Consider the following 14,238-nt stretch of genomic DNA (forward strand, 5'->3'; position numbering starts at 1 on the left):
CGCCATTGTGGCGACTCGTTCGTTCTGATAAACTTTAGATTGATATTCCCGAAAAGGCAGCCTCCCATGTCCGAGCCGCCGATCGATCGCCCGCCGTCCATCTCGCGAGAGCCACCGTCCGCCGAGCCGGCCGCGGCGATCGACGTCGTGTCGATCTGCGACTGGCTGCCGCCGGACTTCGGCGCTGTCGGCCAGTATGCGGTGCTCGCCGCCCGGGAGGAGGCGGCCGCGGGCGCAAACGTGGTGCTCGTGGGGCTGTCGAGCGCAGGCTCGGCACGCGCGGCGGAGCAGGTGGGGGAGGGCACGCTCACCACCGTGCGCCTTTCGGCCGCCGCCTACGCCAAGCATCGCACGCTCGCCCGGCTGTGGTGGACGGTGGTGACCAACACCCGCCTCCTCCTCGCCGCCTGGCCCTATCTGCGTCGCGCCGAGCGGGTGCGCTTCACCGGCAGCCCGCCGTTCTTTCTGCACTGGATCGCCGCGGCCAATCTCCTGCTGCGGCGGCGCCTTGTCTACCGCATCAGCGACTTTCACCCCGAGTGCGCCATTGCCGAGCGGGGGCGCTGCGGACCGCTCCTCTACCTTGCCCTCGCGACGACGCGCTTCTGGCGCCGCCGCGTCGACACCTTCGAGGCGCTGGGTCTCGACCAGGTCCGCCGCCTCATCGCGGGCGGTATCGACCCGGCCCGCGTCGTGCTGCGCCCCGATCCCTCGCCGGCGACGATCACCGCCGAGACCGCGCCGCTTCCGCGCCCGTCGGCGGCGGACGGGGCGGTTCTCCTCCTCTACTCCGGCAACTGGGGCGTGGCGCACGACGCGGCCACCTTCCTCTCCGCCTATCGGGCGCATCATGTCCTGGGCTCGGGCCGCGTCATCCTGTGGTTGAACGCGCTGGGCGCCAAGGCCGGCGAGGTGCGCACCCAGCTCACGGCCGAAGGAATCCCCTTCGTCGACGGCTCCCCCGTCCCGCTCGACGAGCTTGCGGGCCTCCTCGTCACCCCGGACGCTCACCTCGTGACGTTGCTCGACCCCTTCGTCGGCTACGTCCTACCCTCGAAGATCCACGGTGCCATCGCCTCCCGCCGCCCCGTGCTCTTCGTCGGCAGTGCCGGATCGGACGTGCACCGGCTCGCCAAGGGGGCCGAGCTTCCCTTCTATCGGCGCGTCGACGTCGGCGCCGACCGCCAGCTCGAGGAGGTGTTCGAGGCGCTCGCCGACCATGTCGCCGCGACCCGCCGGGCGGCGCTCACCCTCCATGGCGACAACGTGGTGTCGTTCCTGGAGGCTGCGGCCTCGCTGCGCGCCCGCCGCGAGCGGCACCCGCCGGCCCGCCCCGCCGCGCGCTGAGAGCGCTCGGACCGGCGCGTATCGAGGAGCAAGGAGCCGGGTCACCGCCCGGAATGCGCGCCGAGCAGCGGGATGGGGCTCGATGAGCGCGAGCCGGCACGAGCGGGAAGCGGCACGCGGATGGAAAGACGTCGTGCAGGCAGGCGAGGAGAAGCTCGGCACACCTTAGGTGCGCCGAGGAGGCTTCCTCGCTCCGGCAGCCAACCGGGTCGAGGGTGTGCGCTCGGCCCGCAACGACCGCTCCGCGCCGAACGCTTGCCGAGGCGCGGCCCGCACGGTTCCGTGGCGTTCTGCCGATATGATCCGGATCAATGCCCTCGACCGGAGCGAGGGGGAGCAAGCCGATCTCGAATGCCCAAGGAAGCGAGGCACGAGGCTCGGCGGCAGATGGGACGCGGCTTGGCCGTGCAGGTCACCAAACTGGGCGACGGTCGCGAGAGGTCCTTCCATCCCAGCGGGATCGACGGGATCGGGCAGAGTTTATCGCACCCTCCGAGGGAGAGCCTCCTGCGCCGAAGGGAAGGCAGAACGCTGTGGGTGTGCGGTCCCAAGAGGCGTTCTCTTCATGGAGATTGCGACGCTCGTGCCCCGCCGGCGTTGCCGCTGCCGAGGCGAAGGGTTGCGGGTGCCCTTGGCGGTGGCGGGGATCCGCTCGGAGCGGCGGCGTGCTGTGCGCTCTCAGCGAGAGCGTCGGGTTGGGTCCCGAGCGAGCCGGTCTCACACGACGAAACGGCCGGAGAGGGTCCGGCCGTTTGCTTTGCGTCTCAGTCCGCCGGCGCTGTTCGCGAGGCCGGGCCGGTGTCGTTGCGGCGAGCGCTCCCGCGCTATTGCTGGATGGCGCGCGCCGGGGTGCGGTCCTTCACCGAGTAGAGCCGCTTCTTGGCCCACTCCGAATTCTCGATGTCGCCCTTGTCCGGCAGCGCCGCGGTGTCGGCGGGGGTGCGATAGTCGTCGGGCGGCTGGATGAGATACTTGCGCGGTGCCGCCTTGCCCTCGTCGGTGAGGAGAGCGTTCTGCTTGCGCATGCTGGGGATGCCCTGCTTCAGCTCCTCGCGGCTCATCACGAAGCTCTGGCTGCGCCAGTCGTGCAGCACCTTGTCGTCGCCGCGGGCGAAGCCACCGCCGGCGCGCCGGCCTTCGATCACGTCGTCCGGCGACAGCCGGCCGTCGACACCGGTGGTGCGGCCATTCTGCTCGAACGCGGCCTCTTTGCCCTTTTCGTTGAGCTCGGCCTGGTGCTGACGGCGGCGATCGTCGTCGTCGACCGGGAAATTCACCGCCTGCTCGGCCGCCGAGGCTTGCTCCGGCGGCGGCAGATCGCTGGTGCCGGGCATCGCCAGCGGGGCGCGCGGCTTGTAGTTGATCGGGCTCTTCGGCTTCGCGACGATGCCGCTCATCGACAGGATGGCGCCGAACGCGGTCGAGTCACCCTCCTGCTCGGAGGCGTCGGCATCCTCCTCGAAATAGTTGTAGGCGGTGTTGCAGCCGCCGAGGGCGATCGTGACAACGGCCAGCAGGCAGGCGAGACGGATCATCAAAACTCTCCACTTGTCGGCAACGACCAGATTCCGCCAGCGCGCAGCCTTCGCGCCAACCGGCCTCCCAGTCAACCGCCCGCTGCCGTCCAGCGCGGACTGATGCACAAATGGCACAATTGGCGGACCGAGGTTAATCTTTTGTTTGGCCCGATCGTCCCCCCACCACGCTGTCGAGCAGCAGCAGGGCGACGCCGATCACGATGGCTGCATCGGCGATGTTGAACACGTACCAGTTGAAGCCCGCATAGTGAAGATGCACGTAGTCGACGACCGCGCCATAGGCGACGCGATCGACGAGATTGCCCATGGCACCGCCGAGGATCGTGCCGATGGCAACGGCGAGGAGGAGGCGCCGGGCCCGCATCAGCCAGACGCCGAGGCCGACGGACACCGCGAGCGTCGCCACCACCAGGAGCCAGCGGCCGAGGCCCTCCTGCTGCAACAGGCCGTAGCTGATGCCGCGGTTCCAGATGAGCGTGATGTTGAGGAACGGCAGCACCCGCACGGGACCGGCCGAAAAGTCGATCCCGTGCAGCACCCACAGCTTGGCGAGCTGATCGGCGATGAAGAGCACGACCGCCAGCCAGAGGCCGACGGTGCGCGGGGGCGTGCGGCTCACGCGGCCGCAGCGCCGTCGATCTCGGCCATCGCCGCCGCATCACGGGCGGAAAGGTCCGGATAGCGCGGGTCCGAGCCGACGTCGGAGGTATAGCGCCAGGAGCGGGCGCAGCGCGTGCCCTCGGCGTGGTGGACGGCGGCGGAGACGCCCGGCACCTCCGGCAGCGCGAAGGCGGCCGGGTCCGGCTCGCCCGCCACCAGCGTGACGGCGCTGGTGATCACCACGTCGGCGAAGTCCACCCCCTCCACCACCGCGAGGAGGGCGGGGTCGGCGATGGTGACGACCGGATGGGCCTCCAGCGAGCCGCGGATCCGTTTCTCGCGCCGCTCCACCTCCAGCGCGCCGGTGACGACGCGGCGGACACGACGCACCTTCTCCCACTTCTCAGCGAGCGCGTCGTCGCGCCAGGCGGGATCGATCGTCGCGAAGAGCGCGAAGTTGATCGACCGCTCGTGGCCGCGCGCCGCCCAGCTCTCCTCCATGGTGAAGGGCAGGAGCGGGGCGAGCCAGGTCACCAGCGCGTCGAACAGGGTACGCACCGTGAAGAGGGCGGCATGGCGTCGCGGGCTCGACGGGGCGTCGCAGTAGAGCGCGTCCTTGCGGATGTCGAAGTAGAAGGCCGACAATTCGACGTTGGCGAAGTTCATCAGCGTGTGCGCCACGTGACCGTAGTCGTAGCGGCGGTAAGCCTCGCGCACCTCGCCGTCGAGCACGGCGAGGCGATGCAGCATCAGCCGCTCGAGCTCGGGCATCGTCGCGAACCCGGGCGTCTCGCCGCTGTCGTGGGCGAGGGTGCCGAGCATCCAGCGGATCGAGTTGCGCAGCTTGCGGTAAGCGTCGGCGACGCCCTTCAGGATCTCCTTCCCGATGCGCTGATCGTCGGTGTAGTCCTGCGAGGCGACCCACAGGCGCAGGATGTCGGCGCCGTACTGGTCGATGATGTTCTGCGGGGCGATGGTGTTGCCGAGCGACTTGCTCATCTTGCGCCCGTCCTCGGCCATGGTGAAGCCATGGGTGATGACGGCGTCGTAGGGCGCCCGGCCGCGGGTGCCGCAGGATTCGAGCAGCGAGGAGTGGAACCACCCGCGGTGCTGGTCGGAGCCTTCGAGGTAGACGTCGGCCGGCCATTTGAGGTCCGGCCGCTGCTCCAGGCAGAAGGCGTGGGTGGAGCCGGAATCGAACCACACGTCGAGGATGTCGTCGACCTTCTCCCACACGGCCGGATCGTAGGCCTCGCCCAGGAAGCGGGCGGCGGCGCCCTCCTCGAACCAGGCGTCGGCCCCCTCCGCCTCGAAGGCGGCGCCGATGCGGGCGTTGACGGCCTCGTCCTTCAGGATCTCGCCGGTGTTCTTGTTCACGAACACGGTGATCGGGACGCCCCAGGCGCGCTGGCGCGACACCACCCAGTCGGGCCGGTGCTCGATCATGCCGCGCAGCCGGTTCTGTCCGCTCGCCGGCACGAACTGCGTCCGGTCGATCGCGTTGAGGGCGCGCGAGCGCAGCGTCGAGCCGTCGCCGAGGTCCTTGTCCATGGCGATGAACCACTGCGGCGTGTTGCGGAAGATCACTGGCTTCTTGGAGCGCCAGGAGTGCGGGTACTGGTGCTTCAGCCGGCCGCGCCCGATGAGCGCCCCGGCCTCGGTCAGCGCGTCGATGACGGCCTTGTTGGCCTCGCCCTTCTTGCCCTCGTCGGTGATGACGGAAAGGCCTTCGAAGCCCGGCGCGTCCTTGGTGTACTTGCCGTCGGCGCCGACGGTGTAGGGGATCGTGGGATCGATGCCGGCGGCCTCGAGGTCGCGCTTGTTCTCCATCCACACCTCGAAGTCCTCCACGCCGTGGCCGGGCGCGGTGTGGACGAAGCCGGTGCCCGCGTCGTCGGTGACGTGGTCGCCGGGCAGCAGCGGGACGGTGAACTCGTAGCCCCGTCCCGCGAGCGGGTGATGGGCGGTCACGCCCGCGAGCACGCTGGTCGGCACGTCGTCGCGCCGCTCGTAGGCCTCGACGCGGGCCTCCTTGAACACCTCTTCGGCGAGGCTGTCGGCGAGGAGGAAGCGGTCGCCCGGCTTCGCCCAGTTCTCCGCCGGTGCCGCCGTCACCTCGTAGACGCCGTAGGAGATGCCGGGGCCATAGGAGATGGCGCGGTTGCCCGGCAGCGTCCACGGCGTGGTGGTCCAGATCACCACGCGCGCCTCGAGAAGGTCGGTGAGGACCTTCTCGTCCTCCTCCGTGCCGGGCTCGGACGGGCCGTCGCGCAGCGCGTTGATCGCCTTGGTGTCGATGTTGGCGATCTTGAAGGCGACGAGCACGGTGTCCGACTGGTAGTCGTGATACTCCACCTCGGCCTCGGCGAGGGCGGTGCGCTCCACCACCGACCACATCACCGGCTTGGAGCCGCGATAGAGCTGGTCCGACGTCGCGAACTTCATCAGCTCGCGGGCGATGCCGGCCTCGGCGGGGTAGCTCATCGTGAGGTAGGGGTCGTCGAAGTCGCCCACCACGCCGAGGCGCTGGAACTCGGCCTTCTGCACGGCGAGCCACTTCTGCGCGAACTCGCGGCACTCGCGGCGGAACTCGTTGACCGGGATCGCGTCCTTGCTGCGGCCCTCGGCACGGAAATTCTCCTCCACCTTCCACTCGATGGGCAGCCCATGGCAGTCCCAGCCCGGCACGTAGTTCGCGTCGTAGCCGAGCATCTGGTGGGAGCGCACGACGAAGTCCTTCAGGATCTTGTTGAGCGCGGTGCCGATGTGGATGTGGCCGTTCGCATAGGGCGGGCCGTCGTGGAGGATGAATTTTTCGCGACCGGCGCTCTCTTTGCGCAGCGCGTGATAGAGATCGAGGTCGGTCCACGACCGGATCCAACCCGGCTCCTGCTTCGGCAGTCCCGCACGCATCGGAAAGTCCGTCTTGGGCAGGAAGAGGGTGTCGGAATAGTCGCGGGTGGCCTCACTTGCGGGGGCGTCGCTCATTGCTCATTCTTTCGGCATGTCCGGCGCCTTGCTCGTCGGGGCGGCGCCATGTCAACGGAAGGCGGGCCGGCGGCGCGGCGATTACGCCAGAGGGCACGCAACTTGCAGAAGCCGACAGCGCCACTAGGCGCCGAACGAACCCCGTCCCGCCGACGGCTTCGGACCGGCGGACGGGCAGGAAATTCGCCCGAACACCGGGCCGGTGAGCCCGTATGAGGTCATGCGTCTCATCATGCCGCTTCGATTAGCAGAGCCGGATTGGATCGGGAAGGGGGCCGAGGCCCCCAGCCTATCACAGGGCTGCCAGCATCGCCTGGGCGCCGGACACCTCGGCCTGGCCGGGCGTCTCCTCGATGTTGAGGATCTTCACCACGCCGTCCTCCACCAGCATGGAGAAGCGCTTGATCCGCAGCCCCATGCCGAAGCCGGAGGCGTCGAGCTCGAGGCCGGTGGCCTTGGCGAAGTCGGCCGAGCCGTCGGCGAGGAAGGTGATCTTGCCGACCCCGCCCGACGACTTCGCCCACGCCTGCATCACGAACATGTCGTTGACCGACACCACGGCGATCTCGTCGACACCCTTCGCCTTGATGGCGTCGAGGAGTTCGATGAAGCCGGGGAGGTGGTTGCGGTCGCACGTCGGCGTGAACGCGCCGGGCACGCCGAAGAGCACCACCTTGCGCCCCTTGGTGAGCTCTTCGACGGTCACCTCGGAGGGTCCGTCGGGGGTCATCACCTTGAAGGTGGCGGCAGGCAGAGTATCGCCGACGGCAATCGTCATGGGTGTTCTCCGGTCGCGTCAGGGTCAGTTCCGCTTCTTCTATGGCAACCGCGCGACGCTGACGAGCCCCGACATTCGCGGCATCGACACTATATTGAGCTGAGATCCAACGGCGAGGAGAGGAGATGATGGCAACCACCGAAGGTTACCTCGAAGGACAGTGCCTCATCGCCATGCCGCAGATGGGCGACACGCGGTTCGAGCGCGCGCTGGTCTTCCTCTGCGCCCATTCGGCGGAAGGGGCGATGGGGATCGTCGTCAACAAGCCGGCGAAGAACGTGTCCTTCGTGGACCTCCTGACGCAGCTCAACGTGATCGAGGACGACAAGGCGATCCAGCTGCCCGACACTGCCCGGCGCGTCGCCGTCTATAATGGCGGTCCGGTGGAGACCGGGCGCGGTTTCGTGCTCCACACCTCCGACTTCATCCTGAAGGAGGCGACGCTCGTCACCGGCAACGACGTGTGCCTGACGGCGACGGTGGAGATCCTGCGGGCGATCGCCAACGGTCACGGCCCGTCCCAGGCGCTGCTCGCCCTCGGCTATGCGGGGTGGGCGCCCGGCCAGCTCGAGCACGAGATCTCCAATAACGGGTGGCTGCACTGCGAGGCCGACCACGACCTGCTGTTCGATCCCGACATCGACGCGAAATATGACCGTGCAATCCAGAAGCTGGGGATCGACCCGATGCTTCTGTCAAGCGCCGCAGGACATGCCTGAGGCAACGCGTTCCTGTTGACACGACGGTACGATAAGCGCTTCTGACTGCCGGGGGGAGGAGCGAAGCGTGCAGTACATCTCCACACGGGGCGGCGGGCGTCCGCTCGGCTTTTGCGACGCCACCTTGGCGGGTCTTGCGGCAGACGGCGGCCTGTTCGTGCCGGACACATATCCTGAGTTCAGCGAGGCCGAACTCGTCGCGCTCGCGGGGCAGCCCTTCGAGGCGATGGCGCTCGCCGTGCTCTCGCGCTTTGCCGGCGGCGAGCTCGCCGACGCCGAGCTGAAGTCCGACATCGACGCGGCGATGGCGACGTTCCGCCATGCCGCCCGCACCCCGTTGGTGCAGATCGGCCCGCGCGACTTCGTGATGGAGCTGTTCCACGGCCCGACCTTCGCCTTCAAGGACGTCGCCATGCAGACGCTGGCGCGCCTGATGGACCGCATCCTGAAGGCCCGCGGCCGCCGCGCCACCATCGTGACGGCGACGTCGGGCGACACCGGTGCCGCCGCCGCCGAGGCGTTCCGCGGGCGCGACGCCATCGATCTCTTCATCCTCTATCCGGACGGCCGGGTGAGCGACGTGCAGCGCCGCCAGATGACCACCATCGCCGACGCCAACGTCCACACCCTCGCCGTCGCCGGGGACTTCGACGACTGCCAGCGCATCGTGAAGGCGCTGTTCGTCGACCGCACCTTCAACGAGCGCGTGGCGATGAGCGGCGTGAACTCGATCAACTGGGCCCGCGTCGCGGCGCAGATCACCTACTATCTCTTCGGAGCCCTCGCGCTCGGCGGGCCGCACCGCAAGGTGGCCTTCTCGGTGCCCACCGGCAATTTCGGCGACATCCTCGCCGGCTACGTCGCCGGGCGGATGGGGCTGCCCATCGAGAAGCTCGTCATCGCCACCAACCAGAACGACATTCTCGACCGCACTGCCCGCACCGGGCGCTACGCTCCGGGGCGCGTCGCCCCCTCCACCTCGCCGTCGATGGACATCCAGGTGTCGTCCAACTTCGAGCGCCTGGTGTTCGACCTCTCCGGCCGCGACGCCGGCTCGGTGATGGCGCGGATGGCGGACCTTTCGAACGGCTTCGAGCTGACGGACGGCGAGCGCGCCGCCATGGCGCGGCTGTTCGCCTCCGGCCGCGCCGACGATGCCGACACCGCCCGCCTCATCGGCGAGATCTACGCCGAGACCGGCATGATCGTCGATCCGCACACCGCCGTCGGCCTCAAGGCCGCCCGCGAGACGGCGCTGCCCGACGGCGTGCCGATGGTGACGCTCGCGACCGCGCATCCCGCGAAGTTCCCCGACGCCGTCGAGGCGGGCTGCGGCGTCGTCCCGGCGCGCCCGGCCGCGCTCGAGCGCGTCATGCGCGATCCGGAGCGCATGACGCGGGTGCCGGCCGAGATCGGCGCCGTCGCCGACCACATCCTCGACCATTCGCGGGCGGTGACCGCATGACGCGCATGACGCGGCTCGACAGCGGCCTCACCGTGGTGAGCGACGAGATGGAGCACGTCGATTCGGCCGCGCTCGGGGTGTGGGTCGAGACCGGCGTCCGCTCCGAGGAGGAGGGCGAGCACGGCATCGCCCACTTCCTGGAGCACATGGCCTTCAAGGGCACGGCGACCCGCTCGGCCCGCTCGATCTCCGAGGCGATCGAGAGCGTCGGCGGCGAGATCAACGCCGCCACCAGCGTGGAGACCACCGCCTACCACGCCCGCATCCTCGCCGAGGACATGCCGCTCGCGCTCGGCATCCTCGCCGATATCCTCACCGAGCCGGCCTTCGCGCCGGAGGAGGTGGAGCGCGAGCGCAACGTGATCCTGCAGGAGATCGGCTCGGCCGAGGACGTGCCGGAGGATCGCGCCTTCGACGCTCTGCCCGAGGCCGCCTTCCGCGATCAGGCCGTCGGCCGCCGCATCCTCGGCACCCGCGACAGCGTCGGCGCCGTCTCCGCCGAGGGGCTGCGCCGCTTCTTCGCCCGCCACTATACCGCCGGCGCGATGACGGTGGCCGCCGCCGGCAAGGTGGAGCACGAGCGGTTGGTGGAGGAGGTCGCCGCCGCCTTCGCGCGGGTGCCCGCCGGGGCGATCCCGGAGCTCGCGAACGCCCGCTACACCGGCGGCATCCTCGCCGACACCGACGACACGGCCGAGTGCCAGTGGATCCTCGGCTTCGAGGGCCGGGCGGCGCGTCACGACGATGCCATCGCCGCCCACCTTGCCGCCATGAGCATGGGGGGCGGCCTTTCCTCGCGCCTCTTCCAGGCGCTGCGCGAGGAGCGGGGGCTCGTCTACGACACCTCCGCCTTCCACTGGGCGTTCGCCGATGCGGGCGTGTTCGCCGTCCATCTCGCCACCTCGCCCGACGCGGTGGAGGAGGCCGTGGCCGTGGTGCTCGACGAGCTGGAGGACGCCATCGGCACCCTCACCGAAGAGGAGCTCGCCCGCGCCCGCGCCCAGATGAAGGCCGGCATTCTGATGTCGCGCGAGAGCTGCTCGGCGCGCATGAGCCAGGCGGCGCGCCAGGCGATCGTGTTCGGCCGCCCGGTGCCGAAGGAGGAGCGCATCGCCGAGATCGAGCGCGTGAGCGCCGACGATGTGAAGCGCATCCTGGCGGACGTCACGCGCTCGACGCCCACGATGGTCGCCGTCGGGCCCATGGACGCACCCTCCGCCGATGCCGTCGTCCGCCGTTTCGGGCGAACGGCGGAGCCCACCCTGTGAGCGCCTTGCCGCGGGCGGCGCCGGTGCGTGGTTCGGCCGCCCTCAACGAGGGCACCGTGCTGCGCGGGAGAACCACCACGCTGACGATGCCGCTCGTCTCCGACTATGGGGAGTGGAGCCGGCTGCGTGCCGAGAGCCGCCATTTCCTGCGCCCGTGGGAGCCGACCTGGCCGCGCGACGATCTCACCCGCATGGCCTTCCGGCGTCGCATCCGCCGCTACCATCGCGAGATCCGGGCCGACGAGGGCTACGCCTTCTTCGTGTTCGAGGCGGTCGAGGGCCAGCTCGTCGGCGGCATCACGCTGGCGCATGTCAAGCGTGGTGTGACCCAGTCCTGCTCCATGGGCTACTGGATGGGCGAGCGCTTCGCCGGTCAGGGCCTGATGGGCGATGCGGTGCGCGCCGTGGTGCCCTTCTGCTTCGAGACACTCGGCCTCAACCGCATCGAGGCGGCGACGCTGCCGCACAACGATCGCTCCATCCGCCTCTTGAAGCGCGTCGGGTTCACCGAGGAGGGATACGCGCGGCGCTTTCTGTGCATCAACGGGGCTTGGCGCGACCACGTCCAGTTCGCCCTGTGCGCCGGCGACACGATCGATCCGGGGCGGTTGGCGACGCAGGCCGAGGTGGTCCGTCCCGACGGCGACCGCATGGATCCGTTCGACCCCCGGTTCGGGCTCAATCTATGATTCGACTGCTTATCGTCCTCGTCGTTGCGACGTTGGCAGCCGCCGGCCCCGCACGGGCGTTGGAGCCGGTTCCCGTCGGCGCCAGCGTGCCGGTGATCGACCTCAAGCCCGAGGCCGAGATGCATCTCGACCAGGAGGAAAGCCTCCAGGTGTCGACGGCTCCCTCGGTCGACGGCGTGGTGGAGCGGATCGAGGTGCGCGCTACGCAGTCCGACACGCGTCACTGGGCGGTGATCGGCCTGCGCAACCCGGGCGACGAGCAGCTCGACCGTCTGCTCGTCGCGCCGCATTATCGGCTCGTCGATTCGGGCGTGCTCGATCCGGACCTCGGCGCCGAGCGCGTCGCGGCGATCACCCCGAGCGAGGGCTTCCCGCCGCAGCGGGTGCAGAGCGCCGACGCGGACGTCTTCGCCATCACCCTCGATCCCGGCGCCACCGTCACCTACGTCTTGGAGCTGACGACGCCGGAACTGCCCCAGATCCGCCTGTGGGAGACGTCGGCCTACCGCGACAGCCAGAACGCCTACACCCTCTACAAGGGCATCATCGTCGGCATTTCCGGCCTGCTCGCGGTGTTCTTCCTCGTCGTCTTCGTCATCAAGGGGACGACGATGTTCGCCTCCGCGGCGGTGCTCGCGTGGGTGGCGTTCGGCTACGTCCTCATCGACTTCGCCTTCTTCGGCGACGTTCTCTCCCAGCGCCTCTCCAACGAGGCGACGCTGCGCGCCTTCGCCGAGGCGATGCTGGTGCTGACGCTCGCCGCCTTCGTCGCCTCCTACCTCAACTTCACCCGCTGGCGGGTGCGCAACCGCTATGCCCTCTTCACCTTCGTGCCGCTCGCCGTGGCGGCGGGCTGGCTCGCCCAGTTCAACCCCGACCTGACGGCGGCGATCGCCCGCGTCTCGCTGGTGGTGGTGACGGCGGCGGGGCTCGTGGCGATCATCATCGCGGCGCTGCGCGGCAACGAGCGGGCGGTGATGATCCTGCCGACGTGGCTCCTGCTCGTCGCCTGGATGATCGGGGCGGGGCTCACCGTCACCGGCGAGATCAACAACGACTTCGTCCAGCCGGCGCTCGACGGCGGGCTGATCCTCCTCGTCCTCCTCATCGGCTTCACGGTGATGCAGCACGCCTTCGCCGGCACCTCGATCGCCCCGTCACTCGCCAAGAGCGTGGAGCGCGACGTGCTCGCCCTCGCCGGCTCGGGCGACATCGTGTGGGACTGGGACGTGTCGCGCGACCGCATCGTCTGCGGCCAGGAAGCCGAGATTCGCCTCGGCCTGGAGCGTGGCGAGCTGCAGGGGCCGCCGCAGGACTGGTTCACCGTGCTCCACCCGCAGGACCGCGACCGCTTTCGCGCGAGTCTCGACGCCACGGTCGAGCAGCGCCGCGGCCGCATCAACGACCTCTTCCGCTTCCGCGGCGTCGACGGTCACTTCCGCTGGTTCCGCCTCAGGGCGCGGCCGGTGATCGGCTCCACCGGCGAGATCATCCGCTGCGTCGGCACGCTCAACGACGCCACCGAGGCGAAGACCATCGAAGAGCGGCTGTTGCACGACAGCGTCTACGACAACCTCACGGGCCTGCCGAACCGCCACCTCTTCCTCGATCGGATCGAGATGGCGCGAGCCTGGTCCAACGAGCAGACCGCGCAGCGCCTCTTCGTGGTGGTGGTGAACCCCGACAACTTCACCGAGATCAACGACACCTACGGCCAGTCCGTGGGCGATTCGATGCTGCTCACCATGGCGCGGCGGCTCGGCCGCATCCTGAAGCGGCACGATTCGGTGGCGCGCCTCTCCGGCGACAGCTTCGGCCTCCTCGTCTACAACGACCCGGCCAAGCTCGAGGAGTTCGTCACCCGCGTGCGCGAGGCGCTCGGCGTGCCGATCCAGTTCGCCGACGAGCAGATCTCCGTGGTGGTGTCGCTCGGCATCGCCGGCATCGACCTCAAGGCCGAGAGCGCGTCGGAGATCCTCGACAACGCCGAGCTCGCCTTGCGCCGCGCCAAGCGCCAGGGCGGCGACCGGGGCGAGGTGTTCGACCCGTTGATGCGCCGCCTCAACATGAGCGGCCGCTCGCTCGCACGCGACCTCAAGCGCGCGATCACCGAAGACAAGGTGAAGCTGCAGTTCCGCCCCATCCGCGACCTCACCAACGACCGTACCGTGGGCTACGAGGCGATGCCGTCCTGGCATCACCCGCTGCAGGGGCCGCTGTCCTGGCCGGAGCTTCTCGAGGTCGCCGCCCACGAGGGGATGGCCGTCCAGCTCGCCCTCGCGACGCTCGAGCGGTGCGCCAAGATCGTCGCCGAGTGGCGTACGGTGCGGCGCGACCTCACGCTGCTTCTGACCCTTCCTTCGGCCGACGCCTTCCGCACCGAGCTCGTCGGCGACGTGAAGACGGCGGTGGCCCGCAATCGTCTCGATGCCGGCGCGCTGCAGATCGGCGTGCCCGAGGGCGTCGTCTCCGACAATCCGGAGTTTGCCGCCCAGCTCACCCATCGCCTGCGCGATGTGGGGGCGTCGCCTTGGATCGTCGATTTTGCCCGGCGCTCCACGGCCTTGCCCCACCTCCACCGGCTCGCCCTCGACGGCGTGCGGTTCGACGAGGGGTTGACGGCGGCCGGCGAGGGGGCGCGGCGCCACAAGCTGACGTCGGCCCTGTTCGGGCTGGCGACCGCGTTGGAGGCGCGGGTGATGGTGGGAGGAATCATGGATATCAAGCAGGCCAATGACTTGCACGCGCTCGGCGCGCGCTATGCGGTGGGCGCGGCCTTCGGGCGGCCGGTGACCGCGCAGGGCGTCGCGAGCCTCGCCGTCGAGCACGCGCAGGCGGCCGAATAG

Annotated in this window: 10 protein-coding genes; 6 read left to right on the top strand and 4 right to left on the bottom strand. The window is 69.5% G+C overall.

Translation table 11 applies throughout. The features are described from left to right. Positions 1 to 66 precede the first annotated feature (66 nt). On the top strand, positions 67 to 1,347 hold the full coding sequence (locus tag JCR33_RS08320) for a glycosyltransferase family protein (protein WP_198881590.1): 1,281 nt from the start codon (positions 67 to 69) through the stop codon (positions 1,345 to 1,347). An 824-nt stretch (positions 1,348 to 2,171) separates the two neighbouring features. Here JCR33_RS08320 and JCR33_RS08325 read toward each other — a convergent pair. The 4 genes from JCR33_RS08325 to JCR33_RS08340 all read right to left on the bottom strand — a co-directional run bounded on the left by JCR33_RS08325 (position 2,172) and on the right by JCR33_RS08340 (position 7,251). Continuing rightward, complete coding sequence (locus JCR33_RS08325; RefSeq protein WP_198881591.1) at positions 2,172 to 2,882, bottom strand: hypothetical protein; 711 nt, start codon at positions 2,880 to 2,882, stop codon at positions 2,172 to 2,174. A 133-nt stretch (positions 2,883 to 3,015) separates the two neighbouring features. Next, positions 3,016 to 3,504, bottom strand: coding sequence for a signal peptidase II (gene lspA / locus JCR33_RS08330; protein WP_198881592.1), 489 nt, complete (start codon positions 3,502 to 3,504; stop codon positions 3,016 to 3,018). Next, positions 3,501 to 6,473 carry an isoleucine--tRNA ligase gene (ileS, locus tag JCR33_RS08335; RefSeq protein WP_198881593.1) on the bottom strand — a complete coding sequence of 991 codons (2,973 nt, stop codon included), beginning with the start codon at positions 6,471 to 6,473 and terminating at the stop codon, positions 3,501 to 3,503. The genes lspA and ileS overlap by 4 nt, the downstream gene beginning before the upstream one ends. 292 nt (positions 6,474 to 6,765) lie before the next feature. Then, entirely contained in the window at positions 6,766 to 7,251 is a 486-nt protein-coding gene (locus tag JCR33_RS08340) for a peroxiredoxin (RefSeq protein WP_198881594.1), read from the bottom strand. A gap of 125 nt (positions 7,252 to 7,376) precedes the next feature. Between JCR33_RS08340 and JCR33_RS08345 the strand changes: the two genes are divergently transcribed. The 5 genes from JCR33_RS08345 to JCR33_RS08365 all read left to right on the top strand — a co-directional run bounded on the left by JCR33_RS08345 (position 7,377) and on the right by JCR33_RS08365 (position 14,238). After that, positions 7,377 to 7,970 carry a YqgE/AlgH family protein gene (locus JCR33_RS08345; protein ID WP_198881595.1) on the top strand — a complete coding sequence of 198 codons (594 nt, stop codon included), beginning with the start codon at positions 7,377 to 7,379 and terminating at the stop codon, positions 7,968 to 7,970. 67 nt (positions 7,971 to 8,037) lie between these two features. Continuing rightward, positions 8,038 to 9,435, top strand: coding sequence for a threonine synthase (gene thrC / locus JCR33_RS08350; RefSeq protein WP_198881596.1), 1,398 nt, complete (start codon positions 8,038 to 8,040; stop codon positions 9,433 to 9,435). Next, positions 9,432 to 10,703, top strand: a complete 1,272-nt coding sequence (locus JCR33_RS08355; protein WP_198881597.1) for a M16 family metallopeptidase — start codon at positions 9,432 to 9,434, stop codon at positions 10,701 to 10,703. Before thrC ends, JCR33_RS08355 begins: the two co-directional genes overlap by 4 nt. Next, positions 10,700 to 11,392, top strand: coding sequence for a GNAT family N-acetyltransferase (locus JCR33_RS08360; RefSeq protein WP_332461147.1), 693 nt, complete (start codon positions 10,700 to 10,702; stop codon positions 11,390 to 11,392). Before JCR33_RS08355 ends, JCR33_RS08360 begins: the two co-directional genes overlap by 4 nt. Then, entirely contained in the window at positions 11,389 to 14,238 is a 2,850-nt protein-coding gene (locus JCR33_RS08365; RefSeq protein ID WP_198881598.1) for an EAL domain-containing protein, read from the top strand. The genes JCR33_RS08360 and JCR33_RS08365 overlap by 4 nt, the downstream gene beginning before the upstream one ends.

Source organism: Acuticoccus mangrovi (assembly GCF_016411865.1).
Classification (GTDB): Bacteria; Pseudomonadota; Alphaproteobacteria; order Rhizobiales; family Amorphaceae; genus Acuticoccus; species Acuticoccus mangrovi.